This is a genomic window from Streptomyces sp. NPDC047042 (genome assembly GCF_040644035.1).
Classification (GTDB): domain Bacteria; phylum Actinomycetota; class Actinomycetes; order Streptomycetales; family Streptomycetaceae; genus Streptomyces.
This window is the reverse complement of record NZ_JBEYVP010000035.1, coordinates 73,611-97,690: the sequence shown is the minus strand read 5'-3', so window position 1 is coordinate 97,690 and position 24,080 is coordinate 73,611. Positions and strand designations below refer to the sequence as shown.

Annotated in this window: 22 protein-coding genes; 6 read left to right on the top strand and 16 right to left on the bottom strand. The window is 70.2% G+C overall.

Going from position 1 to position 24,080, the window contains the following annotated elements; genetic code table 11:
- The first annotated feature begins 114 nt into the window (after nucleotides 1-114).
- The gene (locus tag ABZ855_RS34995; protein WP_360813752.1) at nucleotides 115-2,814 is read left to right on the top strand and encodes a branched-chain amino acid ABC transporter permease/ATP-binding protein; all 2,700 of its coding nucleotides are present in this window, start codon (nucleotides 115-117) and stop codon (nucleotides 2,812-2,814) included.
- A gap of 79 nt (nucleotides 2,815-2,893) precedes the next feature.
- On the opposite strand, the gene ABZ855_RS34990 is transcribed toward ABZ855_RS34995, so the two are convergent.
- The 5 genes from ABZ855_RS34990 to fabG are packed head-to-tail and all read right to left on the bottom strand — an operon-like array spanning nucleotide 2,894 to nucleotide 8,397.
- A complete protein-coding gene (locus ABZ855_RS34990; RefSeq protein ID WP_360813750.1) occupies nucleotides 2,894-3,688 on the bottom strand; it encodes a glucose 1-dehydrogenase in 795 nt (264 codons plus the stop codon).
- A 16-nt stretch (nucleotides 3,689-3,704) separates the two neighbouring features.
- The gene (locus ABZ855_RS34985; RefSeq protein WP_360813748.1) at nucleotides 3,705-4,913 is read right to left on the bottom strand and encodes an acetyl-CoA acetyltransferase; all 1,209 of its coding nucleotides are present in this window, start codon (nucleotides 4,911-4,913) and stop codon (nucleotides 3,705-3,707) included.
- Entirely contained in the window at nucleotides 4,910-6,376 is a 1,467-nt protein-coding gene (locus ABZ855_RS34980) for an OB-fold domain-containing protein (protein WP_360813746.1), read from the bottom strand. The genes ABZ855_RS34985 and ABZ855_RS34980 overlap by 4 nt, the downstream gene beginning before the upstream one ends.
- Before the next feature lies 1 nt (nucleotide 6,377).
- Entirely contained in the window at nucleotides 6,378-7,628 is a 1,251-nt protein-coding gene (locus ABZ855_RS34975; protein WP_360813744.1) for an acetyl-CoA C-acetyltransferase, read from the bottom strand.
- Between the two features lie 22 nt (nucleotides 7,629-7,650).
- Complete coding sequence (fabG, locus tag ABZ855_RS34970) at nucleotides 7,651-8,397, bottom strand: 3-oxoacyl-ACP reductase FabG (RefSeq protein ID WP_360813742.1); 747 nt, start codon at nucleotides 8,395-8,397, stop codon at nucleotides 7,651-7,653.
- 116 nt (nucleotides 8,398-8,513) lie between these two features.
- Between fabG and ABZ855_RS34965 the strand changes: the two genes are divergently transcribed.
- Nucleotides 8,514-9,731, top strand: a complete 1,218-nt coding sequence (locus ABZ855_RS34965; RefSeq protein WP_360813740.1) for an acyl-CoA dehydrogenase family protein — start codon at nucleotides 8,514-8,516, stop codon at nucleotides 9,729-9,731.
- A gap of 22 nt (nucleotides 9,732-9,753) precedes the next feature.
- Here ABZ855_RS34965 and ABZ855_RS34960 read toward each other — a convergent pair whose 3' ends face one another.
- Genes ABZ855_RS34960 through ABZ855_RS34950 form a run of 3 tightly spaced genes read right to left on the bottom strand, consistent with a single transcriptional unit; the run spans nucleotide 9,754 to nucleotide 12,921 of the window.
- Nucleotides 9,754-10,533 (bottom strand): carbohydrate ABC transporter permease, encoded by a 780-nt coding sequence (locus ABZ855_RS34960; RefSeq protein ID WP_360813801.1) that lies wholly within the window; start codon nucleotides 10,531-10,533, stop codon nucleotides 9,754-9,756.
- A 50-nt stretch (nucleotides 10,534-10,583) separates the two neighbouring features.
- Entirely contained in the window at nucleotides 10,584-11,642 is a 1,059-nt protein-coding gene (locus ABZ855_RS34955; protein ID WP_360813738.1) for a sugar ABC transporter permease, read from the bottom strand.
- A 1-nt stretch (nucleotide 11,643) separates the two neighbouring features.
- The gene (locus ABZ855_RS34950) at nucleotides 11,644-12,921 is read right to left on the bottom strand and encodes an extracellular solute-binding protein (protein ID WP_360813736.1); all 1,278 of its coding nucleotides are present in this window, start codon (nucleotides 12,919-12,921) and stop codon (nucleotides 11,644-11,646) included.
- A gap of 360 nt (nucleotides 12,922-13,281) precedes the next feature.
- Between ABZ855_RS34950 and ABZ855_RS34945 the strand changes: the two genes are divergently transcribed.
- A complete protein-coding gene (locus ABZ855_RS34945) occupies nucleotides 13,282-14,034 on the top strand; it encodes a DeoR/GlpR family DNA-binding transcription regulator (RefSeq protein ID WP_360813734.1) in 753 nt (250 codons plus the stop codon).
- On the top strand, nucleotides 14,031-15,392 hold the full coding sequence (locus ABZ855_RS34940; protein ID WP_360813732.1) for a 6-phospho-beta-glucosidase: 1,362 nt from the start codon (nucleotides 14,031-14,033) through the stop codon (nucleotides 15,390-15,392). The genes ABZ855_RS34945 and ABZ855_RS34940 overlap by 4 nt, the downstream gene beginning before the upstream one ends.
- On the opposite strand, the gene ABZ855_RS34935 is transcribed toward ABZ855_RS34940, so the two are convergent.
- Together ABZ855_RS34935 and ABZ855_RS34930 are read right to left on the bottom strand one after the other, a co-directional pair.
- Nucleotides 15,377-15,955: a DUF2889 domain-containing protein gene (locus tag ABZ855_RS34935; protein ID WP_360813730.1), complete on the bottom strand. Its 579-nt coding sequence runs from the start codon at nucleotides 15,953-15,955 to the stop codon at nucleotides 15,377-15,379. The two genes, ABZ855_RS34940 and ABZ855_RS34935, sit on opposite strands and share 16 nt — an antisense overlap.
- The gene (locus ABZ855_RS34930) at nucleotides 15,952-16,785 is read right to left on the bottom strand and encodes an enoyl-CoA hydratase-related protein (protein WP_360813728.1); all 834 of its coding nucleotides are present in this window, start codon (nucleotides 16,783-16,785) and stop codon (nucleotides 15,952-15,954) included. The genes ABZ855_RS34935 and ABZ855_RS34930 overlap by 4 nt, the downstream gene beginning before the upstream one ends.
- A 191-nt stretch (nucleotides 16,786-16,976) precedes the next feature.
- Between ABZ855_RS34930 and ABZ855_RS34925 the strand changes: the two genes are divergently transcribed.
- On the top strand, nucleotides 16,977-17,780 hold the full coding sequence (locus tag ABZ855_RS34925) for an FCD domain-containing protein (RefSeq protein WP_360813726.1): 804 nt from the start codon (nucleotides 16,977-16,979) through the stop codon (nucleotides 17,778-17,780).
- Between the two features lie 105 nt (nucleotides 17,781-17,885).
- Nucleotides 17,886-19,067 carry an amidohydrolase family protein gene (locus ABZ855_RS34920; protein ID WP_360813724.1) on the top strand — a complete coding sequence of 394 codons (1,182 nt, stop codon included), beginning with the start codon at nucleotides 17,886-17,888 and terminating at the stop codon, nucleotides 19,065-19,067.
- Nucleotides 19,068-19,098: 31 nt separating this feature from the next.
- Here the strand turns inward: ABZ855_RS34920 and ABZ855_RS34915 are convergent, their stop codons facing one another.
- The 6 genes from ABZ855_RS34915 to ABZ855_RS34890 are packed head-to-tail and all read right to left on the bottom strand — an operon-like array spanning nucleotide 19,099 to nucleotide 23,935.
- Nucleotides 19,099-20,205 (bottom strand): serine hydrolase domain-containing protein, encoded by a 1,107-nt coding sequence (locus ABZ855_RS34915; protein WP_360813722.1) that lies wholly within the window; start codon nucleotides 20,203-20,205, stop codon nucleotides 19,099-19,101.
- Nucleotides 20,206-20,215: 10 nt separating this feature from the next.
- Entirely contained in the window at nucleotides 20,216-21,658 is a 1,443-nt protein-coding gene (locus tag ABZ855_RS34910; RefSeq protein ID WP_360813720.1) for a class I adenylate-forming enzyme family protein, read from the bottom strand.
- A 4-nt stretch (nucleotides 21,659-21,662) separates the two neighbouring features.
- Nucleotides 21,663-22,085 (bottom strand): MaoC/PaaZ C-terminal domain-containing protein, encoded by a 423-nt coding sequence (locus tag ABZ855_RS34905; protein ID WP_360813718.1) that lies wholly within the window; start codon nucleotides 22,083-22,085, stop codon nucleotides 21,663-21,665.
- Nucleotides 22,082-22,537: a MaoC family dehydratase N-terminal domain-containing protein gene (locus ABZ855_RS34900; protein ID WP_360813716.1), complete on the bottom strand. Its 456-nt coding sequence runs from the start codon at nucleotides 22,535-22,537 to the stop codon at nucleotides 22,082-22,084. Before ABZ855_RS34900 ends, ABZ855_RS34905 begins: the two co-directional genes overlap by 4 nt.
- A gap of 17 nt (nucleotides 22,538-22,554) precedes the next feature.
- On the bottom strand, nucleotides 22,555-23,424 hold the full coding sequence (locus tag ABZ855_RS34895; RefSeq protein ID WP_360813714.1) for an enoyl-CoA hydratase-related protein: 870 nt from the start codon (nucleotides 23,422-23,424) through the stop codon (nucleotides 22,555-22,557).
- Nucleotides 23,425-23,428: 4 nt separating this feature from the next.
- Nucleotides 23,429-23,935: a PaaI family thioesterase gene (locus ABZ855_RS34890; protein WP_360813799.1), complete on the bottom strand. Its 507-nt coding sequence runs from the start codon at nucleotides 23,933-23,935 to the stop codon at nucleotides 23,429-23,431.
- Between the last annotated feature and the right edge of the window lie 145 nt (nucleotides 23,936-24,080).

Genomic DNA, 24,080 nt, shown 5'->3' with positions numbered 1-24,080 from the left:
CAGCATGGGGTGCGTTTTCGAGTTAGTGAAGTACTCTCGGCACAATTATTTAACTGAATACGCTGTCTCGTCTGATCTCGTCTGCTCTCGTCCTGTCTTTGGGAGGTTCCCCCGATGGACGACATCCTCAGGTTCGCGCTGCTCGGCCTGGGTCTGGGCGCGCTCTACACACTCACCGCGCACGGCATCGTGCTGGTCTACCGGGGCTCCGGGGTACTGAACCTCGCGCACGGCGCGATCGGGATGGCCGGCGCCTACGTTCAGTGGGAGCTGTCCGTACAGCACGGCGTGCCGTACTGGCCGGCCGTAGCCTGCGGGGTGTTCGCCTCCGCGCTGCTGGGGGTGCTCACCCATCTGCTGGTGCTCCGCCCGCTGCGCCGGGCGTCCACCCTGGCCCGGCTGGTCGGCACCCTCGCGGTGTTCATCGTGCTCACCGCGATCGCCGTCGAACGGTACGGCGACAGCCTGCAACTGGTGCCCGGCAAGCTGCCGACCCGGCTGCTGACGATCGCCGGGGCGACGGTGACCGAGGACCGCGTCTGGCTGCTCGCCATCGCGGTCGTCGTGACCGCGCTCCTCCATCTCCTCTACAAGCGCACCCTGTTCGGCCTGGGCACCACGGCGGTGGCGGAGAACGAGGGGGCCGCCGCCTCACTCGGCTGGTCCCCGGACCTGATCGCGACCGGCAACTGGGCCCTGGGCTCGGCGCTCGCGGGACTGACGGGCATCCTGATCGTGCCGGTCATCGGCCTGTCGGTGACCGGCCTGACCACCCTGCTGCTGAGCGCGCTGGCCGCCGCCCTGGTCGGCAGGTTCTCGTCGTTCCCCGTCACCCTGGCGGGCGGACTCGTCATCGGCGTCGTCCAGTCCGAACTGACCCGCTTCGGCTCCGACGTCACCGGGCTCGCCTCGTCGGTGCCGTTCCTCTTCATCGCACTGGTGCTGGTCGCGCGCGGTAAGGCGCTGCCGTTGCGCGGCACGTTCCTCGACCGGCTGCCCGCCCTCGGCTCCGGCAGGGTCCGCCCGCTGCCACTGGCTCTCGCCGTCGCGGTGGGGCTGCTGCTGGTGAGCCTGTCGACTCCGCTGTGGGCGGACGCGATCACCACCACCCTGGTGATGGCGTTGATCATCCTGTCGATCGTCGTGGTCACCGGTTACGCGGGACAGGTGTCCCTCGCCGCCTACGCCCTCGCCGGGACCGGCGCCTTCATCGCCGGGCACACGGCTGCAGACTGGGGCTGGCCCTTCGAACTCGCCCTCCTGGCAGGCGTGTTGGGTACCGTACCGATCGGCCTGCTGTTCGCTCTTCCGGCGGTCCGCACCCGGGGCGTCAACCTCGCCATCATCACGCTCGGGCTCGGCACCACCCTGGAGGCGATGGTCTTCCAGAACACCGACCTGTCGACGACGCCCGGCAGCGACGGCATCACCGTGGGCAAGCAGTCCCTCTTCGGGATCAGCGTCTCCGGCGTCGACCATCCGCAGCGGTACGCGGGCGTGGTGCTCCTGATGTTCGTCGCCGCCACGCTCGTGGTGGCCAACGTGCGGCGCAGCCGAACCGGCCGCCGCCTCATCGCCGTACGGGCCAACGAGCGGGCCGCCGCAGCCCTCGGCATCGACGTCCGCGCGGCCAAGCTCTACGTCTTCGGCCTCTCCGCCGCGATCGCCGCCCTCGCCGGAGTCCTCACCGGCTTCCGCTCGACCTCGGTGGTCTTCTCCGACTTCACCGGCTTCGAGTCCGTCACCGCGCTCGGGCTCGCCGTCATCGGGGGTGTCGGATTCCTCGTGGGGCCGCTGTTCGGCGCGACCTTCGCGGCCGGCACGGTAGGGGCCCGGTTCGGCGACCTGGTGGTTCCGGGGCTCAGCGAGTGGATGCCGCTGATCGGCGGGATCATCCTGGTGCTGACGCTGGTGGGCAACCAGGACGGTATCGGCAAGGAGCTCGGCAGACGGGCGGCGGGCGTGCACCGTGGACTGTCCGCCGGGCGCGGTGCGAGCATGCCGGAGGCCGCGCGGGAGGAGGCTGGACAGGCGGTGCGCCGCGCGACGCCACTCCCCCTCCACGTACGGGATCTGACCGTGCGTTACGGCGGTGTCGTGGCCGTCGACGGGCTCTCGCTGGACGTCGAGCCGGGCCGGGTCGTCGGTCTCATCGGGCCCAACGGGGCCGGCAAGACCTCCGCGATCGACGCGGTCACCGGCTTCACCAGGGCCGCGTCCGGCAGTGTGCGCCTGGGCGACCGGGACGCGACACGTCTGCCGGTGCATCGACGGGCCGCCGCCGGGCTCAGCCGGTCCTTCCAGTCACTGGAACTGTTCGAGGACATGACCGTCCTGGACAACCTGTACGCGGCCTGCGACCGGCCCGGCCGATGGACGTACCTCACGGACCTGATCCGCCCCGGCAGCCGCCCCCTGCCCGCCCAAGTACTGGTCGCCGTACGGGAGTTCGGTCTCCAGGACAGTCTGGACCGGCCGGTCGGCGACCTGTCGTACGGGGAGCGGCGGCTGCTGGCCATCGCCCGCGCGGTGGCCGCCTCGCCCTCCGTGCTGCTCCTCGACGAGCCGGCGGCAGGACTCTCGGACGACGAGACGCGGGAGCTGGCCCACCTGGTGCGGCGGCTCGCCGAGGACTGGGGCATGGGTGTGCTGCTCGTCGAGCATGACGTCGACATGGTCATGAGCGTCTGCGACCAGGTCGTCGTCCTGGACTTCGGACGCCGGATCTGTGCGGGTACGCCGGAGGAGGTGCGCCGCGATCCGGCGGTCCGGGCGGCCTATCTGGGCGACCTGGAGCCGGAGGCGTCGGCCTGAGACGCGTCGGAGGCGCTTCCCTGTGCGGGGAAGCGCCTCCGGCTCTCGCGACAAAACGTCCCGCCTGAAAACGTCCCGCTCAGGCGTCCCGCAGATCCGCGACGTATGGCTGATGCGACAGCAGCCCGCCGTCCACCCGCAGGGTGTGGCCGGTGATGAAGGCTGACTCGTCGGAGGCGAGGAAGACGACCGCCGACGCGACGTCCTCCGGGAGCCCCAGGCGCGGGGTGAGGTGATGGCGCAGCATCGCCTCCCTGATCGCCCCGTGCGCCGAGCCGGAACTGGCCGGCGTGACGATGAACCCCGGCGCGACGGCGTTGCAGCGCACGCCCTGTTTGCCGTACTGGGTGGCGACGTACTGCGTGAGGTTGATCAGGGCGGCCTTGGACGCGCCGTACGCGGGGTTGCGCAGATCGCCCGCGAGGCCGGACCCGGACGAGGTGTTGACGATCGAGCCGCCGCCTCGGGCGATCATGTGCGGTACGGCGGCCTGGATGGCGACCATCGTGCCGCGCAGGTTGATGCGCATCGTGTCGTCCCAGACCGCCGGGTCGGCCTCCACCACGGCGAGGTCCTGGCGGGCGGCGAGATGCGTGGCCGCCGCGTTGTTGTGCAGGACGTCGAGGCCGCCGTACGTCTCGACCGCCGTGGCCACCATGGCCCGTACGCTCTCCACGTCCCCCAGGTCGACCGGAACCGCCGTCGCGTCGCCCCCGGCGGCACGGATCTCCTCCGTGACCGCCTTGGCGCCGTCGAGGTTCAGGTCGGCTACCACCGTGTGCGTGCCCTCGGCGGCCAGGCGTCGTGCGGTGGCGGCGCCGATCCCGGACGCGGCTCCGGTGACGATCGCGATCTTTCCCTCGAGTCGCCCCATGGCCGAACCGCCTTCCCTACTTGGTGAGTTGACTGCCGACGATCGACACGAAGGAGACGCATTCGCCGGGTCCGCCGCCGAGGTTGTGCGTCAGGGCGAGCGAGCGCCCCTCGGCCACGGACCTGGCGGTCCGCTCGGGCGGTGCCTCGCCGCGCAGTTGGAGCCAGGCCTCGAACATCATGCGCAGGCCCGAGGCGCCGATGGGGTGGCCGAAGGCCTTCAGGCCGCCGTCCGGGTTGACCGGCAGCGTGCCGTCCAGGTCGAACGCCCCGCTGGTGACGTCCTTCCAGCCCTGGCCGCGCGCGGAGAAGCCCAGGTCCTCCATCAGCACCAGCTCGGTCGGTGTGAAGCAGTCGTGGACCTCCGCGAGCGCGAGTTCGGCGCGCGGGTCGGTGACGCCGGCCTGGCGGTAGGCCTCCTGCGCGGAGGCGACGACTTCGGGGAAGGTGGTGAAGTCGTAGGCCGGGTCGAGGAGTCCGTCCGCCGGACCGGCGACGAAGGACAGCGCCTTCACGAAGATCGGCCTGTCGGTGTACCGGTAGGCGTCCTCGGCGCGTACGACGATCGCCGCCGCCGAGCCGTCCGAGACTCCCGAGCAGTCGAACACGCCGAGCATGCCCGCGACGATCGGCGCCGACCGGATGCGCTCCGGGGAGACCTCCTTGCGGAACTGGGCGCGGGGGTTGCGGGCCCCGTTGACATGGTTCTTCCAGGCGATCCGGGTGATGACGTCCTTCATCTCCTCCTCCCCCAGGCCGTACTTCGCGGCATAGGCGGGGGCGAGCAGGGAGAAGTTGGCGGGGGCCGTGACCTCGCCGCGGCTGTCGTCGCCTGCGCCGGGGATGGCGGTGCCGGACAGCCCGGACATGCCGGAGTCCTTGAGTTTCTCCACGCCGACCGCCATGGCCATGTCGTACGCGCCGGAGGCGACGGCGTAGCAGGCGTTGCGCAGGGCCTCGGAGCCGGTCGCGCACATGTTCTCGACGCGGGTCACCGGCTTGTTGGGCAGATGGAGCGCCCGGCTCAGGGTCAGCCCGGACACGCCGGAGGCCTGGGTGCCGAACCAGAACGCGTCGATGTCGTCGAGGGTGACGCCGGCCGAGGTGACCGCCTCGCCGACGGCGTCGATCAGGAGGTCGTCCGCCGAGCGGTTCCAGTGTTCGCCGAAGGGCGTGCAGCCCATGCCGACGATCGCGACCCGGTCCCGGATTCCGTGTGAGCTCATCCGTGTGTCTCCTCGGTCTCGTCAGTACGGTCGGTGGCGCCGGTCTCGTCGACGCGCACCGGCCGGGCTTTCCAGAAGTAGTTGTGGATGCCGGCGGCGGTGACCGTGCGGCGGAACGTCATCTCCACCCGGGCGCCGATGACGGCGTCCGCCTCCGTCGCGTCGGTGAGCTGGCAGCGGAACCGGCCGCCGCCGTCGTAGTCGACGACCACGACGAGCATCGGCGGGCTCGGAGTGTGGGCCAGCCGGTCCACGGTGAACGTGGCGACCGTGCCGCGTACGTGTTCCATCGGCTCGCCGGTCATCGCGTCGACGCTTCGGCAGGAGGTGCACACCCGGTCGGGCGGCAGATGCCGGGTGCCGCACTTCTCGCAACGGGAGGCGACGAAGCCGTACTTCCAGGCGGTGCGGCGGTGGGCGGGCGGCGCGTAGGGCGGTTCGGGGTCGGGGCGGCGGGGTGGTTCGCGGTCGAGGAGGCCGCGCCAGGTGAGGTAGGTGGCGTACGGGATGGGGTCGCTGCCCGCAGCGATCTGCGCGGCGACCGGGCGGGCGCTGCGGTGGGCCGGGAGTGCGTCGGTGGTGCGCAGCAGAAGGACTCCGGCGCCGTCGCCGAGGACGAGCAGCGCGATGACCTCGCCGGGGCGGGCACGGTCCAGGACGTCGGCGAGGAGCAGGCCGGGCTGGGCGGTGCCGGCGTTGCCGATCGCCTCGGCGAGGTCCGGGGTCGCCGCCTCGGGGCGTACGCCCGCTGTCCGGCGTACCGTCGCGCACGCGCGTGCGTGCAGGCCCGCGACCACGAAGTGGTCGATCGCCCCGATGTCGAGGGCTGCGTGGTCGAGGGCGGCGGTGAGCGCCTTGTCGGCCAGGGAGATGTAGATCTCCTCGGCGAAGCGCTCCTCCCAGACCCGGGAGGTGGCGGCGGCGGGCAGGCGCCAGCGGTCGAGGAGTTCGTCGCTGACCGTGTCGTGGGCGAGCAGTTCGGCGATCACGGGAGCGCCGTTGCGGTGCCCGCCGAAGACGAAGGCCGCCGCGCCGTCACCACCGGCGGTCTCGTCGGCGCCGCCGGGCAGGCCGGTGCGCAGGTCGGACAGGACCGCGAGGGTCGGGACCGGGGAGCGCGCGGCGGTGACGAGTGCGCCGAGTCCGGAGCGGACGGAGCCGGCCATGTCGGCGGCGAGGACGTGTTCGTCGAGGCCGAGCGCCGCGTGGACGGCGGTCGCGTTCGTCTTGTCGAGGTAGGCGGGCGCGGCGGTGGCCAGGAAGAGCTGCCCGATGCGGGCGCGCAGGCCGTCGCGGGCGAGGGCGGTGCGGGACGCCTCGACGGCCAGCGACGTGGTGTCCTCGTCGTAGCCAGCGACCGCGCGGGTTCCCTTGCCTCCCTTGTCGCCGAGTACGGCGGCCACGTCCGCGCGGGCCAGGCGGTGGTACGGCACATAGGCGCCGTAGGCGATCAGTCCGGCCATGTCAGCGTCCTCCAGGAGTGTTGGTGCCGTCGGTCGGCCTTTCGAAGACGGCGGCCAGGCCCTGGCCGCCGCCGAGGCACATGGTTTCGAGGCCGTAGCGGGCCTGGCGTCGGTCCAGCTCGCGCAGCAGGGTGGCGAGGATGCGGCCGCCGGTGGCGCCGACGGGGTGGCCCAGGGAGATGCCGGAGCCGTTGACGTTGAACCGCTCGAAGTCGGTCTCGGCCAGGCCCCATTCGCGGGTGCAGGCCAGTACCTGGGCGGCGAAGGCCTCGTTGAGTTCAATCAGGTCGATGTCGGCGAGCTTCAGTCCCGCCCGCTCCAGGGCTCTGGCCGTGGCGGGCACCGGGCCGATACCCATCGTCTCGGGCGGTACGCCGACGACGGCCCAGGAGACCAGGCGGCCCAGCGGGCGCAGGCCGAGTTCGGCGGCGCGCTCGGGGTGGGTCACGACGCACAGGGCGGCGCCGTCGTTCTGTCCACTGGCGTTGCCGGCCGTGACGGTCGCGTCCCGGTCCTGCCGGCCGAGGACGGGACGCAGCTTCCCCAGCTTCTCCAACGAGGAGTCCGGGCGCGGGTGTTCGTCCGTGTCGACGACGGTCTCGCCCTTCCGCGTGCGCACGGTGACGGGCACGATCTCGTCGGCGAACCGGCCCTCGCGCTGGGCCGCAACCGCCTTCTCGTGCGAGCGCAGGGCGAGCAGGTCCTGTTCCTCGCGGGGGATGGCGTACGCGCGGCGCAGGTTCTCGGCGGTCTCCAGCATGCCCCCGGCGACGGGGTGGTTGACGCCGCCGGACGTGACGCGGCCGCGGGCCAGCCGGTCGTGCAGCGTCGTACCGGCGCCTCGCACCCCCCAGCGCACGTCGGTGGTGTAGAACTCGGCCTGGCTCATGGACTCGACACCCCCGGCCAGGACGAGGTCGCTCGCGCCGGTCTGCACCTGCATCGCCGCGGTAATGATCGCCTGGAGTCCGGAACCGCAGCGGCGGTCGATCTGCAGTCCCGGCACCTCCACGGGCAGTCCGGCGTCCAGGGCGGCGACGCGGCCGATGGCGGGGGCCTCGCCGTTGGGATAGCACTGGCCCAGGAGGATGTCGTCGACTGCGGCGGGCGGTATGCCCGTACGGTCGAGTACGGCGCGTACGAGCGTGGCGGCGAGCTCGGTCGCCGGCACGTCGCGGAAGACGCCTCCGTAGCCACCGACAGGTGTACGCACGGGTTCGCAGATCACCGCGTCACGCAGGAGGGCGGGCATCAGGCATGCCTTTCGTGAGTAATCACATGTACCGTCCGCCGGTCACCTCGACGACGGCTCCAGTGACGTAGCCGGCCATGTCGGAGGCGAGGAAGAGGACGACCTGGGCGACTTCGGCGGGTTCGCCCGCGCGGCCCATGGGGATCTCGGCGAGCTTCGCGTCCCAGGCGGCCTGGGGCATCGCCTCGGTCATGGCGGTGCGGATCAGACCGGGCTGTACGGCGTTGACGCGGATGCCCGCCTTCGCGAGCTCCTTGGCGGAGGACTTGGTGAGGCCGACGAGTCCGGCCTTGGCCGCGCTGTAGTTCGTCTGGCCGAAGTTGCCGACCTTGCCGGCGATGGAGGAGATGTTGACGATGCTGCCACCCTGTCCGTGCGCGCGCATCGCCTCGGCCGCGTACCGGGTGCCGTTCCAGGCGCCGGTGAGGTGGACGTCGACCACGGCGCGGAAGTCGGCGAGTGCCATCTTGCGCAGGGTCGCGTCCCGGGTGATTCCGGCGTTGTTGACCATGACGCCGACCGGCCCGAAGGTGTCAGCGCAGTGGGCCACGAGGGCGGCGACCTCGTTCTCGTCGGTGACGTCGCAGCGCAGCGAGGTGGCGGCCACGCCGTTTTCGGCCAGGACTTCGGCGGCCTTGGCCGCCGCGTCGGCGTCGATGTCGCCGAGGACCACGGACGCGCCCTCGGCGCCGAGGACTCCGGCGATCTCGAAGCCGATGCCCTGTGCGCCGCCGGTGATCACCGCGGCCCGGCCGTCCAGCAGTCCCATGTCAGCCCGCCCCTGGCTCGACGCTTCTATTCCTCTCAAATAGATAACCTATTATGCTGAAACAATCAATACAGCGATGAGCTGTGCGGGCGGGGCCGGACGAGGAGAGAAGCCAGGTGGACATCAGTTATCCCCCGGAGGCCGAGGCGTTCCGCACGGAGGTCAGGGAGTTCCTCGCCGAGACGCTGCCGCCGGACTGGAAGGGCATCGGCGCCCTGGACGAGGACGCGGCCTGGGCCTTCGCCCGCGACTGGCGCCGACTGCTCGCCGAACGCCGGTATCTCTCGCTCACCTGGCCCGAGCAGTACGGCGGACGCGGCCTGTCCAAGCTCCACCAGGTCGTCCTGATGGAGGAACTCGCCCTGGCCGGTGTGCCGTTCGGGCTGCCGCAGGACACCTTCGGCGTGAAGATGCTGGCGAACACACTTCTGCGGTGGGGCACCGACGAGCAGAAGGCGTACTTCCTCCCCCGGATCCTCAGCGGCGAGGACACCTGGTGCCAGGGCTACTCCGAGCCGGACGCGGGGTCGGACCTCGCGTCGCTCACGACGCGCGCCGACAGGGATGGCGACGAGTGGGTGATCGACGGCCAGAAGGTGTGGACCTCCGGCGCCCACCACTGCGACTGGATCTTCGTCCTGGCCCGCACGAACCGGGAGGCGTCCCGGCACCGGGGCATCTCGTTCCTCCTCGTACCGCTGAAGCAGCCCGGTGTCGAGGTGCGGCCGTTCCGCATGATGAGCGGGCAGCTGCACTTCAACGAGGTGTTCTTCAGCGGCGCCCGCACCCGCGCCGATCTCGTCGTCGGGGGCGTCGACAACGGCTGGACCGTCGCCCAGAGCCTGCTGGGCGTGGAGCGCGGGGAGGAGGCGGCGACAAATCCCGTCCTCTTCAAGGCGGAGGTCGAACGTCTCGTCGAGCTGGCCCGCCTCCACGGCAAGGACACCGACCCCGTCATCCGCCAGCGCATCGCCTGGTGCTGGTCCAAGGTCGAGATCATGCGCTACCTCGGGTACCGGATCCTCACCGGCTGGCTCAAGGGCGCCGAGCCGGGCCCGGAGTCGTCGATCGCCAAGCTGTACTGGAGCGAGTACCACACCGTGGTCACCGATCTGGCGATGGACATCATGGGCCTGCACGGCCAGGTGCCGGTCGGCCGCCCGCCCCTGCGCACCTACCGCGCCGACGACCCGGGCGCCGCGAACTCCTCGGCGTCCTGGTCGACGACGTACCTGATCGCCCGCTCGGGCACCATCTACGCGGGCACGTCACAGGTGCAGCGGAACATCCTCGCGGAGAAGGTGCTGGGCCTGCCGCGTGAGCCGAGAGCCTGAGCACCGGCCGCACGCGGCAGGATCAGCGTAGGGCCCCCTTCGTCGCGTCGGCGATGAACCCGCGGGCGAAGAAGGTGAACACCAGCACCAGCGGGATGACCGACAGCAGCACCCCCGACATCACCATGCTGTAGTCGGTGGAGTGGCCGGCGTACAGCTGGGCCAGCGCCACCTGGAGGGTGAGGCGGTCCGGGTTGACCAGCATCACCAACGGCAGGATGTAGTCGTTCCAGGCGGCGATGAAGGTGTAGATGCCGAGGAACGCCAGGGCCGGGCGGACGCACGGCAGTACGACGTGCCAGTACAGCCGGAAGAACCCGGCGCCCTCGATGCGCGCGGCGTCCAGCAGTTCGTCGGGGACGCTGGTGGTGGTGTACTGGCGCATCCAGAAGATGCCGAAGGCATTGGCCGCGGCCGGCACGATGAGTGCCTTGAGGGTGCCCAGCCAGCCCAGCTGCACCATGATCTCGTACTGCGGGATGATCGCCAGCTGCGTCGGTAGCAGGTACATCGACAACAGCACGCCGAAGAAGAACTTCTTGCCGGGGAAGTCGTACTTGGCGAAGGCGAAGGCCGCCAGCGAGTCGAAGAACAGCACCAGCGCCGTCGTACAGACCGCGACGGTCACCGTGTTGAACAGCGATCCGAAGAAGTCCATCCTGTCGAAGAGGTGCTGGATGTTGGTCACCAGGTTGCCGCCGAACCACAGCTTCGGCGGGTAGCTGTAGATGTCCTGCGAGGTGTTCGTCGCCATGACGACGATCCAGTAGAACGGGAACACCGAGATGACCACGCCGAGCATCAGGATGACGTGGACGCTCAGTCCCCGGACGCGCTTGCGGTTGATGCCGTTCACGATCGTCGCTCCTTACGCTGCACCAGACGCCAGTTGACGAGGACGATGAGCAGGATCAGCAGGAAGAAGGCCCAGACGATGGCGGCGCCGTAGCCGAAGTCGTTGTTGTCGAAGGCCTGGTGGTAGAAGTACAGCAACGTGGTCAGACCGGCCTGGCCCGGGCCGCCGGAGTTGGGGTTGGTGGCCGCCTCGCTGCCGAACAGCACCTGGGGTTCGGTGAAGCTCTGCAGACCGGTGACGGTGGAGACCACCACGGTGAACAGGATGATGGGCCGCAGCAGCGGGATCGTGATGGAGAAGAAGATCCGGGCCGGTCCGGCGCCGTCCATCCGGGCGGCCTCGTAGACCTCCGAGGGGATCGCCTGCAGGCCGGCCAGATAGATGATGGCGTTGTACCCGGTCCACTGCCAGGTCATCAGCGCCGCGATCACCAGTTTGATGGTCCACTCGTTGCTCATCCACGGCACGGCCGAGATGTGCAGCGACCTGAGGATGGCGTTGATGAGGCCGAAGTTGTTGCTGAAGATCGCTCCGAAGAAGATCGCGATGGCCACCAGCGAGGTGATGCTGGGGATGAACAGGGCGACCCGGTAGAAGGCCGTGAAGCGCTTGGTGGAGTTCACCAGCACGGCGAGCACGAGCGCCAGGAAGAGCATCGGCACGGTCGACAGCACCCAGATGACGAGGGTGTTGCGCACGGACAGCCAGAAGATCGGGTCGTCCCAGAGGAAGCGGAACTGCTGGAACCCGACGAAGTGCATGTCTCCGATGCCGTCCCACTTCTGGAACGCCAGGTACACGGTGTAGAGCACCGGGAACAGCATGAAGACCGAGAAGATCAGGTAGTACGGCGAGATGGCCAGGTACTGGGGCCAGTGCCTGGCGACCCGCCGCGGCGGGCCCTGCCGGGGCCCGGCCGACACCGGCCGGATCCGGCGGCCCGGCCGGCCCGGACCGCCGCGCGGGCGGTCCGGAGCCGGTCGGCGGGCGCGGCCGGTGTCGGATCCGGAGGTCGGTCCGGTGGGTGCCGGGCCGGCTACCGGGGTTGACGACATGTCACTTCACTCCCTGACGCTCGGCGATCTGCTTGGCCTGGCTCACCGCGTCCTTCCAGGCCTCGTCGGGGTCCTTGCCCTTGGCCTCGATGCTGGTCAGCTCACTGAAGTAGGGCGCGGAGACCGCCGCGTCGGCCGGTGCCTCGTAGGCCGCGGGGATCTTCTCGGCCGCCGGACCGAAGATCTCGATGGTCTTCTGGCCGCCGAAGAAGGCGTCGCCGCCGGTCAGCGCCGGCAGTTTGTACGCGGCCGGGGCGGTCGGGAACAGGGCCGCGTCGGTGAAGCCGCGAGCCTGGTTCTCCGGGCTGAGGATCCAGCTGATGATCTTGAAGGCCTCTTCGGGGTTGCCGCTGGTCGCGGGTATCGCCAGGAAGGACCCGCCGAGGTTGGACGGCCCTCCCGGCAGGTTCGCCACCCGCCAGTTGCCCTTGGTGCCCGGGGCGGCGTTGCTGATGTCGAGGGCGTGCCAGGCGGCGCCGATCTCGGTGCCCAGGGCGCCGTTGCTGATCGCGGCGTTCCAGGTGTTGTCGTTGATCTTGGCGTCGATACCGAGGGTGTAGGGCTTCACGGCGGTGGTCCAGGCGGTGCGGATGTGGTCCTGGTCGCCGATGAACTTGTTGTCGGCGTCGATGAACCGCTGGGTGCCCTGGCCGATCATCATCGAGAACACCGAGCCGATGTTGTTGATCAGGAAGGTCTTCGGGAGCGCCCTGTGCAGTTCGACGCCGGCCTTGAAGTAGTCGTCCCAGGTGGACAGTTCGGCGGAGACCTTGGCGGGGTCGGTGGGCAGACCCGCCTTCGCGAAGAGGTCCTCGCGGTAGAAGGTGGCGCAGGGGCCGATGTCGATCGGGAAGCCGATGAGCTTGCCGTCCTGCGTGGTGGCCTGCTTCAGCTTCCACGCCAGGTACTGCGGAACCAGCTTGTCCGCGCCGACGGTCTTCAGGTCGATGAAGCGGTCGGCGTTCGGCAGGAAGGAGGCGATGTCCTCGCCCTTGACGCCGGTGATGTCGGGCGCGGACTGGGCGGCCCGCAGGCCGGTGAGCAGCTTGGTCTTGAAGTCGCCGCCGACCACGGACGTCTTGAGGGTGATGTCGGAGAAGTGCTTCTTGGCGTCCGCGACGACCTTGTCGCTCAGGCCGCCCGACCAGTACCAGAGGGCCAGGTTCTTGCTGTCCTTGCTGCCGCTCGATCCGGAGCCGCCGCCGCACGCTGCGGTGGCCCCTGCAGTGGCGGCCGTCAGTACGGCGGCCTGAAGGAATCGTCTGCGGGAAAGGTCCACGTTCTTCTCCTGGCTTCGGTGTGCTCGGTGGGTTCGGGGTGTCCGGAGGGACCTGCGTGTCAGAGCCGCGGTGGGGGGCGCGGCGGAAGGCCGGGTGGCTGAAGAGCATCGGCGTGGGTGGTTAACCCTTCAGCCACCCGGGGTGTGCGACCTGGTCCTCTCAGACGGTGCCGACGCGTCCATGACGGCGGAATATGCCGTTCGTCCGCTTCGGCCGACCGGAGTGGGGTCCGGACCTGGGCTCCGAATTACGCAAGAGAGTGCACCCGGTGCGCGGGTTTGACAAGGGTCAAGCGAGTATCGAGACATTCATGCGCGACTTTGCTTGAGTTTGGAGAGTTCGCGAGTATGGTCTGCCGCATGCTCCCTGACCGAAGACATCTGCTGATCCTGCGTGCCCTGCGCGCGGACGGGCCCACGTCGGTGGTCTCCCTCGCCGAGAAGATCGGGGCGAGCGAGGCCACGATCCGGCGCGATCTCGCGCAACTGGAGGACGAGGGACTACTGAAGAGGGTCTACGGCGGTGCCGCGCCCGTCGTGGGCGAGGACGACCCGTTCGCCGACGTGGCCGGGGAACGGGTCGAGGCGAAGGACGCGCTGGCCGCGTGGTGCGCAAACCTCGTCAGGGACGGCGAGACCGTGCTGCTCGACATTGGCACCACCGCTCACCGGGTGGCCCGCCAGCTGCACGGCCGGTCCCTGACCGTGATCACCAGCAACCTGGCCGTCTACGAGGAGCTCCAGGACGACAAGGAGATCCAGCTGATCCTGCTGGGCGGTGTGGTGCGGCGCGACTACCGCTCGCTGGTCGGTTTTCTCACCGAGGACAATCTGCGCCAGGTCCACGCCGACCGGCTGTTCCTGGGCACCAGCGGGGTGCGCCCCGACGGGCAGGTGCTGGACACCACCGCCGTGGAGGTGCCCGTCAAGCGGGCGATGATCGCCGCCAGCGCACAGGTGGTCCTGGTCGCCGACGCGGGCAAGTTCCCCGGCACCGGAATGGCCCGGGTGTGCGGTCCGGAGGAGCTGGACATCGTGGTGACCAACGCCCCGGGGGACGAGAAGACCTGTACGCGCCTGCGTGAGGCGGGAGTCGAGGTGGTCGAAATATGAGACTCACGATCCTCGGCGGGGGCGGCTTCCGGGTCCCGCTGGTCTACCGGGCGCTGCTCGGCGACCACGGCGAAGGACGCGTCACCGACGTGACCCTGTACGACCTGGACGCCTCCCGGCTGACGGCCATCCGCAAGGTCCTCGCCGACCAGGCGGCCGGGCATCCCGACCCGCCGGCCGTCACCGCCACCACCGACCTGGACGAGGCGGTCACCGGAGCGGACTTCGTGTTCTCCGCGATCCGCGTCGGCGGGCTCGCCGGCCGGGCGGCGGACGAACGCATCGCGCTCGCCGAAGGCGTACTGGGCCAGGAGACCGTCGGTGCGGGCGGCATCTCCTTCGGGCTGCGCACCGTCCCGGTGGCGGTCGCGATCGCCCGCCGCGTCGCCGCCCTGGCACCCGACGCCTGGGTCATCAACTTCACCAATCCGGCCGGCCTGGTGACAGAGGCGATGACCGCTCACCTGGGCGACCGGGTGATCGGCATCTGCGACTCCCCGGTGGGCCTGGGCCGGCGCGCGGCCGGGGCGCTGGGCGTAGATCCGGCGCGCGTGCGGCTGGACTACGTGGGGCTGAACCATCTGGGCTGGCTGCGCGGTCTGTACGCCGAGGGCCGGGACCTGCTGCCGTCCCTGCTGGCGGACGAGGCCGCGCTGACCTCCTTCGAGGAGGGCAAGCTCTTCGGCGCCGACCTGCTGCGGACGCTGGGCGCGCTGCCCAACGAGTACCTGCACTACTACTACTTCGGCCGCGAGTCGGTGCGCTCGGCGGGGGCCGCCGAGCAGACCCGGGGTGCCTTCCTCCACTCCCAGCAGCAGCGCTTCTACGACTCCCTGGACACCGTCGGCTCCGCCGTGCCGGAACCCCGTACGGCCTGGAAGGCCTGGGACGCCACCCGGCTGGAGCGCGAGGTCACGTACATGGCGGAGAACCGCGACGCGGTCGGCATGGGGGAACGTGACTCCTGCGATCTGGAGTCCGGCGGCTATGAACAGGTGGCTCTCGCGCTGATGCGGGCCATCGCCCTGGACGAGCGGGCGACGCTCATCCTCAACGTCCGCAATCGCGGCCGGATCCCCGTCCTCGACGACGACGCCGTCATCGAGGTCCCCTGCCATGTGGACGGCAACGGCGCCCATCCCATCGCCGGTGCCCCGCTGCCCGAGCACGGCACGGGGCTGGTGTGCTCGGTCAAGGCCGTCGAACGCGCGGTGATCCGGGCGGCCACCACCCGGGAACGCGCGGACGCCGTCAGGGCCCTGACCATCCACCCCCTCGTCGACTCGTACACCGTCGCGAGGCGTCTGCTGGACGCCTACCAGCGGCACTTCCCCGAGCTCGCCTACCTGGGCCGCTGACGCTCCAGGGTCTCCAGCGGCGGGACCGGACGTGGCCCGGTCCCCGGGCGCCAGCCCGCGTCGAGCTTGCGCAGGCCCACTCCGTCCGGCGCCCAGATGTGGCAGCTGTTCAGTACACCCGCGACGGGGCTCGGGCCGGCGGCGTCACCCCCGTCACGGCGCCTGACGAAGGCGGAAAGGGAAGCCTGGACGACCGCGGGGCCGAGCACCCGCGCAAGTTCGTACAGGTGCGTGCACCCGGAGATCCCCCGGAACCGCTCCTGGATCGCCCGGTTGTACCCGGCGGCGACACAGAGTCCGACGAGAGAGTCGAAGACCGGCGTGATGCGCGGGCACTCGGCGTGCGGGAAGCTCCGCATGTCCGCCTCGGCGGCCACGATCACCATGTCCGCGAGACGGACACGCACCGCCAGCACCATCCGGTGCACCACGGCGGCCGACGGATCGGCCCACGGCCGCTCGTCGCACAGCTCCGCCTCGACCGAGAGTTCGTCGCCGCCCTCCTCCGCGTAGGCGGTGACAGCGACGGTACGGCGGTGCAGCGGGAGTTCGGCGCGGGTCATGACGAGGCCTCCGCCAGCTCCGGCACCGTCGCGCCGAGTCCCGCGAACTCCGGCGGCCGGCGCTCGATGAAGCTGAGCACGCCCTCGCGGTAGTCGGGGGCGCGTTTCGCCGTGGCCAGGAGGGCGGCGGCATGGTCGCGGCTGTCGGTGAAGGTCCTCGCCTGGTCGTCGGCGAGCTGCCGCTTGATGAGGGACATCGCGTACGGGCTGGCCGAGCGGGCCAGTTCGGTCGCGTACGCGAGCGCCGCCGGGAGAAGGTCCTCCGGTTCGGCCAGGCGGTTGACCAGGCCCATCGCCAGCGCCTCCGTCCCCGTGAACCGACGCGAGGACAGCAGCAGGTCGGCGGCGTTGCCGTAGCCGACCAGGCGGGGCAGGAGCCAGGAAACGCCGTCCTCGGCCACCAGACCGCGTGCGCTGAAGGCGGCGGCGAACTTGGCGCCCGGCACGGCGAACCGGACGTCGCACATCAGCGCCTGGTTGAACCCGATGCCCGCGCAGGCACCGTTGACGGCCGCCACGACCGGCTTGGGGAAGGACATGGGACGGGTACGCGGGGGCAGTTGGTCCGTCGGCCACGGGCGGGCGCCGGAGGACGCCCCGTCCAGCACGCTCATGTCCATCCCCGGGCAGAAACTGCGTCCGGCGCCGGTGAGCACCACGGCCCGGACGCCCGGGTCGTTCTCCGCCCGGTCGAACAACTCGTTGTAGAGCAGCTCCATCTCCAGCGTCCAGGCGTTGTGCCGCTCGGGCCGGTTCAGCGTGAGCAGCATGACCCCGTCGTCGGTGAGTTCGGTGAGGATCACCGGGGGCGAGGTCGGATTCTCGGTCATCGAGTGTCACTCCCACGGGCCCGTTGGCCTGACAGCCAGGTTTATAGCTAGATGAATCATCTATATCTCACGGATGCCCCGGACACCAGAGCGGCCCCTCGCAAAGAGAAGATCACCCAACCCTTGACCTGGTATCCTCCATGCACTAAGCCTATTCATTTTGCTATATCCCGGGACAAGGAGCACCCATCGTGGCCGAGGCAGCCCGTGCAGCAGAAACGGCGGCCGCGCCCGCCCTCTCCCGTGCCCGTGTCGGACGCCAGGTGCGGGTACCGAAGACCGCCGAACTGGTCGCCGCCCACCTGCGCCGCCAGATCGTGCGGGGCGAGATCAACCCCGGCGACGCGCTGCCGCCGGAGTCGGGCCTGATGGAGCAGTTCGGGATCTCGCGTCCGACCCTGCGCGAGGCGTTCCGCGTCCTGGAGTCGGAGTCCCTGATCACGGTGCGCCGCGGCGCCCACGGCGGCGCCCGGGTGAGCGCACCGGACGCGGATGTCGCCGCCCGCTACGCCGGCCTGATCCTCGAGTACCGCGGCGCCACCCTGGGCGACATCTACCGCGCGGCGGCCCTCATCGAGCCGCCGTGCGCCGCCCAGCTCGCCACCAAGCACACCGCGGACGACATCGCGCGACTGCGCGAGGCGGTGGCGGCCGAGAAGTCCGCCCTGGACGACCCGCTCGCCCTCGTCGACGCGCAGGACGCCTTCCACGCGCTTCTGGTCGAGCTCACCGGCAACCAGACGCTGATCCTGCTGTGCAGCATGCTCCGCAACATCATCGACCGGGCCAACGCCGCGTACACCGCGGGCGCCGCCGACGCCAAGACCCAGAAGGCCCAGGCCCTCAAGGGGCACCGCGCGCATGTGCGGCTGGTCGGCCTCATCGAGTCCGGCAAGGCGGACGAGGCCGAGAAGCTCTGGCAGCGGCACATCTCCAGCGCGGACGACGTCGTGAACGCCGCCGGGCCCAAGACGGTCCTCGAACTGATCGACTGACCTGCCCTTCGCCATCATTCCGAACCCACCCCTTGCCTCCTGGAAACAGTTAGATAATTATAGGAGGCGTACTGAATAGATCCTTGGGGTCCGGAGGCGACGGCCATGGCCGAACAGCGCAAGCGCATCTTCGACTGCGACCAGCACATGTACGAGGAACGGGACTCCTTCACCCGCTACCTCCCGAAGGAGTTCCTCGGTTCGGCCGTCGCACCGGTGACGCTGCCGGACGGACGGGAGGTGATCCTCGCCGGGGACCGCATCGTCGTATGCCTCGAACCGGAGTTCGGGCAGGTCTACCGTCCCGGCTCACTGAAGGAGATGCTCAAGGCGATGGCCTCGGGCAACCCGGACGAGACCTACCAGTTCGAGCCGATGCACGAGTCGTACCAGAACCGTGACGCCCGGCTGCGGGTCATGGACGAGCAGGGCCTGGACCAGACGATCATGTATCCCGGCGGCTGGGCACTGGTCGCCGAGGAGTATGTGAAGGGCGTCGAACCGCTCTACGCCAACTACCACTCGTTCAACCGGTACATGAACGAGGTGTGGGGCTTCAACCACCAGGAACGCATCTACGCCCCCGCCCTGCTCTCACTGCGCGATCTGCCCAGCGCGGTCAAGGAGCTGGAGTTCGTCCTGGAACAGGGCGCCCGCTTCATCCTGCTGCCCACCGGGCCTGTCTACGGCCGCTCGCCGGGCGACCCGTACTTCGACCCGTTCTGGAAACTGGTCAACGAGGCCAAGGCGAGCGTCTGTTACCACATCAGCGAGTTCTACTACAACTCGCAGGTGGCACCGGCCTGGGGCTTCGACCCGAACCCCATCCACTTCCGGATGTCGGCCTGGCAGTGGCAGAACACCTACGGCCAGCGCCCCATCGAGGAGACGCTGTCCGCGCTGATCTTCGACAACCTCTTCGGCCGGTTCCCCGACATCAACGTCCTGGTGTCCGAGTTCGGCGCCGAGTGGGTGCCGCACTTCGTGCGCCACATGGACAAGAGCCGGGGCATGGGCCGCAACGGGCCCTGGGCGGGCGGGCAGTTGGACGAGCGGCCCAGCCAGGTCTTCCGCAAGCACGTCCGCGTGGTGCCCTACCCCGAGGACGACACCGTGGCCCTCGTCAAGCGGCTGGGCTACCACGAGTCGATCGTCATGGGCTCCGACTTCCCGCACGCGGAGGGCCTGGCCAACCCGGCCGACTTCCGCAAGCTCATCTCGGAGCTCGACGAGTCCGTCCAGGACGACATCATGTACAACAACGCTCAGCAGCTGATCAGCCGCTGAGCGTCGCAACCCCGCCTGGCGGCGGGCCTGGTCAGCCGACCAGGCCCGCCGCCAGGTTCGCGATGTCGGAGAGCAGGGCGGTTCCGCGCGGCGAGTGGTCGTAGCCGGCGAGCGGGTAGCCGTTGCTCAGACAGGCGAAGGACAGGCCCGACTCCGGGTCCATGAAGCCCAGTTGGTAGGCGGCGCCGGCACTGCCGAAGAGCGCGGGTGACCCCGTGGACGGCAGGTTGCTCCCCGCGTCGGGTCCGGCCACGGTGACGAACAGCCCCATGCTGGTACGGCGTTCACCGCCACCGCCGTAGATCTGCTCGCCGTACGGGTACTCCGTGAACCGGATCCGGGTGCCCTCGGCCACCGCGCCCGGCTTCCACAGGCCCGAGTGCTCCAGTGCCTGGAAATACAGTGCGACGTCGGCGGCGGTGGCGACCAGGGCATGGCTGGGTTCTCCGGCCGCCAGGACCCTCGGATCGGACAGGTACCACGGTCCCCACGGATCGGGTTCCTGCTCGTCGCTGGTGCGGTCGGTGGCGAGCATCGGGGCGACCGTGCCCGGTTGACGCTCCACGGGGACCCCGAGTTCGATCGACGTCAGTCCCAGTGGTTCCGTGATCGCCTGGCGCAGATGGTCGGCGAAGGCCAGGCCCGTGCGCCGCTCGACGATCTCGGCGATCAGCCAGGCGGCCGAGGTGAGGTGGTACTGGAAGCGGGTGCCCGGCGGCGAGTCCAGCCGCCAGCGGCCGAACGCGGCGAGGCGCTGCTCTCGGTCCAGCATCTTGGGCAGGCCGAGGGGTGCGAAGGGGAATCCGGCGGTGTGCGTGAGCACCTGCTCGACCGTCACCGCTTCCTTCCCGTTCGGCGCGAACTCGGGGATGATCGCGGCGACTTGCTCACCGACGTCCAGCAGCCCGTCGCCGATGAGCTTCCACACCACGCCCGCGACGATCGACCGTCCGACCGACTGCAGCACGTACCGGGTGCCGGGGCCTGCGTCACCGTAGGTCTCGAAGGCGAGCAGCCGGCCGCCGCGGGCGACGGCGACCTGAGCGGACGGCAGGGGGCCGCGTTCGACCTCCCGGCGGATCCGGTTCAGGAGCGTGTCGAGTCGCTGCGGGTCCACCTCGTCGACGTGGTCGGGCACTGGTTCCTCCTCAGTACGGCTCCCGCAGCAGGCGGCGGACGACCTTGCCGTTCGCGTTGCGCGGCAGGTCGTCCACGAACCACCAGCGGACGGGAACCTTGAACCCGGACAGCCGGGCGCGGGTGTGGTGCCGGAGCGCCTCGGGCTCCGGTGGGGCGGTGGGGTCGGCCGGTACGACGAAGGCGACGACGGTCTGACCGAGCCGCTCGTCGGGTACGCCGACGACGGCCACGTCCGCCACCTCCGGGTGGGCCGCGAGAATCGTCTCGACCTCCAGCGGGTGGACGTTCTCACCACCACGGATGATCATGTCGGTGCGTCGGCCGAGGAGGTAGAGACAGCCGTCGGGCGCCACCCGGCCGAGGTCGCCGCTGTGCAGCCAGCCCTCGGCGTCGATCCTGAAGAAATGGTCGGCGCGGGCGTGGATCTCGCCGACACCGTCCGCACCGGGCTCGTCGACCCTGACCTCGACGCCGGGGGCGGGACGCCCCACCGACCGCAGCAGTTCGGGGCGTCCCGCCACGGCCTCCCGGTGGTCCTCGGGGGTGAGCACGCTGATCGGTGACCCCTCGGTCTGGCCGAACATGTTGAGCATGCGGACGCCGGGCATCGCCTCGTACGTACGGCGCAGGGTGCCGGGGCGGATCGGCGCACCCCCGTACTGAAGGGTTCGCAGCGTCTCGTGACCGGCCCGGCCGGCGGCCAGCAGGGTCTCCAGCATCGCCGGGACCATGCTGGTGTGGGTGGTGCCGAGCTCCCGCAGCAGGGCCCAGCCCTCGACGGTGAAGCGGGGCAGGCCGGTGACCAGGGCGCCCGCGGCGAGGGCGACAGCGATGTTGCCGAGGCCGGCGATGTGGTGGAAGGGCGCGCTGCCGCCGTAGAAGCTTTCCGGGTCGAGTGCGCACAGGCTCCCGTTGACGCGTGCCCGGGCGGCCAGGCGTCGTTGGGCCATGGGGACGGGTTTGGGCAGGCCGGTGGTCCCTGAGGTGTGAAGGACCGCAGCGAGTTCTTCCGGGGCGGCCATCAACTCCCGTGCGCTGCAGTGCAGTTCGGGAAGGACGGCGACCCGGCGGCCGGACAGTCCGGCGACCTGCCGGCCGAGGTCCGCGAACTCCGGCTGTGCCAACAGGACTTCGGAGGTCGTGGCGCTCACCACCGACGCGATCTCATGTGCGGTCATCCGGACGCCGAGCGGAGCGAGCGGATGACCGGACCCGGCCGCACCGATCACCAGGGCGAGCGCGTCGGCGGATGTGGCCGCCAACGCCGGTACCGGTGCGCCGGGTTCGAGGCCGAGCGTGTCCAGCCAGTCGGCCGCGCCGGCCGACCGGTCGAGGAGTTCGCGTCCGGTCCAGGTCAGGTCGCCGAACCGGACGGCGGGCCGGGTGTGGTCGTAGGCGCGGTTCACCATGGCGGTCCAGGTGGCGGCGGGTGCCTCCGGTGCGGCGCCCATCGGCTCAGGGCTCCAGGCGGGCCGCCGCGGTGCCGGTGACCACCTCGGCGCCGTCCTGGTTGAGGGTGCGCAGCGTGAAGTGGGCGACCGGGCCGTCCGGGGTGTCCTCGATCGACTCGACGGTTGCCGTCGCGGTGAGGGTGTCGCCGGGCCAGACCTGGGCCTTGAAGCGCACACCGAACCGGAGCAGTGACTCGGTACCGACCCAGTCGGTCAGGACGCGGCCGCTCATGCCCATCGTCAGCATCCCGTGGGCGAAGACCCCGGGATATCCGGCGGCCTCGACGGCGAACCGCTCGTCGGTGTGCAGCGGGTTGAAGTCTCCGGACGCGCCCGCGTACTGCACGATCCGGGTGCGCTTGAGGTCGTCGACGAGGACGCTCTCGCGGATCTCGCCGACCTTGATGTCGTCCCTGGTCAGGCTCATCGGGCGTCGTCCTTTCGGGTGGCGGGGCCCTCCGGCACGACGGCCACGGTCTTGGCGCTGACGACGGGCTCACCGGCCGCGTCCCGGTACTCGGTGATGCGTTCGCTGAAGAGCAGCCGGCCGCTGCGGCCCTGCTTCTCCCAGCTGCGGCCGAGGTGGAAGTGCGCGTAGAGGGTCTCGCCGGCGCGTACCGGGCGGTGGTACTCGAAGTGCTGCTCGGCGTGCAGCCCGCCGCCGCCCTCGGTCATCACGCCGGGATCCGCGCCCGACCCGAACCACTCCTCGCCGGGCTTCGGCCGCAGGTGATAGTCGGGGTCGTAGTGGGCGCTCGCCATGGTGAAGGTGGGCGGCGCGAGCGGGGCCTCGCCCTGGAAGGCGGGGTTCTCGTCGCCGATGGCCCGGGCGAACATCATGATGTGCCCGGCCTCTACGGGGAACGGCTGCCCTGTCATGTTCGTGTGCTCCTAGGTCAGTACGGCAGGAACGCGTCGCGGGTGGCCTCGTCCGGGTCGAAGTCCGGCGGGAGTCCCTCGAACTTCGGCTCGCGCTTCTCCACGAAGCTCGCGACGCCCTCGCGGAAGTCCGGGGAGCCCGCGAAGAACTCCATCGCGGAGTAGGAGCGGGCGAGGGCGTCGGTGAAGGCGCGGTCGAGGTCGCCGTACACCTGGTGGCGTACGACGGCCATGGCGCGCGGGGAGCAGTTGCGGGCGATGTCCCGGGCGTAGGCGCGGGCGGCGTCGAGCAGGTCGCCGGGCTCCACGACGCGGCTGACCAGACCGAGGTCCTTGGCCTCGTCGGCGTCGAACACCCGGCCGGACAACAGCAGGTCGAGCGCGTTCTCCAGGCCGATGACGCGTGGCAGGACATACGGCAGGTTGTACTCACCGGCCAGGCCCCGGCGGGTGAAGGCGGTGGTGAAGCGGGCCCCCCGGGCGGCGAAGCGGACGTCGCAGATGAGCGCCTGGACCAGGCCGATGCCCGCGCAGGCGCCGTTGACGGCGGCGATCATCGGCTTCGGCATGTCGCGCCTGCTGTACATGGGCACGCGGGCCTGGAGGTTGAGGGACTGTCCGGGCTGGGAGTTCTGCTCCAGGCGCTGGACGTCCATTCCGGGACAGAAGGCCCTGCCCGCGCCCGTGACGATCACCACGCGGACGGCCGGGTCGTGCGCGGCCTCGTCCAGGAGCGCGAAGAAGCGGCGCTCCATGGGGATGCTCCACGCGTTCTTGCGCTCGGGCCGGTTCAGGGTGACGGTGGCGACGCCGTCCTCGTCGACCTCGTACAGCACCAGGTCCCGGTCCTCGGCGGACACCACCGGTTCCACGGATTCCACGGGCATCACGTCACTCCTCGTCCAGCGGTTCGATGTCCAGTGCTTCGATCGGGTCGCCGACGCCCGGTCGCTCCCCGGAGATGGTCACCACCACCTGCCCCCGCGCACAGATGCGGCCGTCGGTCATCACGTCGACATCGGCGAAGTGCAGCCTGCCCCCGCGTCGTACGCAACGTGCGTAGGCGACGGCCTGACGGCCTCGCGCCGGCGCGAGGAACTGCACCGACATCGACACGGTGCTGAGCAGACTCCCTTTCGCGAAGTCGTGCCCGGCGATGACGGCTCCGGCGCCCGCGGTGTCGATGAGCGCCGAGACGACTCCGCCGTGGAAGACGCCCTCGTGGGCGGAGAGCGACTCGGCGTAGGGAAGCTCGATCTCCACGGCGTCCGGGTCCCAGCGGGTCACGCGGATGCGGCAGAGGCGGTTGAAGGCGACCCCGCGTTCCCAGCGAGCCCTGAACCATGTACGGCGTTCACGCTGCTCCTGGTCGGTGAGGGTTCTCGCCGCGACGGTCATCAGCACGCCCTCCGGTCCTGGCCTGTCGGCCGATCGATATAGTTACATGAATCAGCTAGTTGAGGCAATGATACGGACTGGAGACAGGCGCTGGATGTATCATTTATCTAACTCATTCGACTGTTAGTCGTTCAGGGAGGCACCT

Excerpts from the sequence above, each read along its gene's own strand:
- ABZ855_RS34900 (WP_360813716.1), bottom strand. The coding sequence starts at position 22,537 with ATGACAGGGCAGCCGTTCCCCGTAGAGGCCGGGCACATCATGATGTTC.
- ABZ855_RS34990 (WP_360813750.1), bottom strand. The coding sequence starts at position 3,688 with ATGGGGCGACTCGAGGGAAAGATCGCGATCGTCACCGGAGCCGCGTCC.
- ABZ855_RS34890 (WP_360813799.1), bottom strand. The coding sequence starts at position 23,935 with ATGACCGTCGCGGCGAGAACCCTCACCGACCAGGAGCAGCGTGAACGC.
- ABZ855_RS34895 (WP_360813714.1), bottom strand. The coding sequence starts at position 23,424 with ATGCCCGTGGAATCCGTGGAACCGGTGGTGTCCGCCGAGGACCGGGAC.
- ABZ855_RS34930 (WP_360813728.1), bottom strand. The coding sequence starts at position 16,785 with ATGACCGAGAATCCGACCTCGCCCCCGGTGATCCTCACCGAACTCACC.
- ABZ855_RS34920 (WP_360813724.1), top strand. The coding sequence starts at position 17,886 with ATGGCCGAACAGCGCAAGCGCATCTTCGACTGCGACCAGCACATGTAC.
- ABZ855_RS34980 (WP_360813746.1), bottom strand. The coding sequence starts at position 6,376 with ATGGCCGGACTGATCGCCTACGGCGCCTATGTGCCGTACCACCGCCTG.
- ABZ855_RS34905 (WP_360813718.1), bottom strand. The coding sequence starts at position 22,085 with ATGAGCCTGACCAGGGACGACATCAAGGTCGGCGAGATCCGCGAGAGC.
- ABZ855_RS34955 (WP_360813738.1), bottom strand. The coding sequence starts at position 11,642 with ATGTCGTCAACCCCGGTAGCCGGCCCGGCACCCACCGGACCGACCTCC.
- fabG (WP_360813742.1), bottom strand. The coding sequence starts at position 8,397 with ATGGGACTGCTGGACGGCCGGGCCGCGGTGATCACCGGCGGCGCACAG.
- ABZ855_RS34940 (WP_360813732.1), top strand. The coding sequence starts at position 14,031 with ATGAGACTCACGATCCTCGGCGGGGGCGGCTTCCGGGTCCCGCTGGTC.
- ABZ855_RS34960 (WP_360813801.1), bottom strand. The coding sequence starts at position 10,533 with ATGCTCGGCGTGGTCATCTCGGTGTTCCCGTTCTACTGGATCGTCGTC.
- ABZ855_RS34985 (WP_360813748.1), bottom strand. The coding sequence starts at position 4,913 with ATGAGCTCACACGGAATCCGGGACCGGGTCGCGATCGTCGGCATGGGC.
- ABZ855_RS34995 (WP_360813752.1), top strand. The coding sequence starts at position 115 with ATGGACGACATCCTCAGGTTCGCGCTGCTCGGCCTGGGTCTGGGCGCG.
- ABZ855_RS34935 (WP_360813730.1), bottom strand. The coding sequence starts at position 15,955 with ATGACCCGCGCCGAACTCCCGCTGCACCGCCGTACCGTCGCTGTCACC.
- ABZ855_RS34910 (WP_360813720.1), bottom strand. The coding sequence starts at position 21,658 with ATGGGCGCCGCACCGGAGGCACCCGCCGCCACCTGGACCGCCATGGTG.
- ABZ855_RS34945 (WP_360813734.1), top strand. The coding sequence starts at position 13,282 with ATGCTCCCTGACCGAAGACATCTGCTGATCCTGCGTGCCCTGCGCGCG.
- ABZ855_RS34975 (WP_360813744.1), bottom strand. The coding sequence starts at position 7,628 with ATGCCCGCCCTCCTGCGTGACGCGGTGATCTGCGAACCCGTGCGTACA.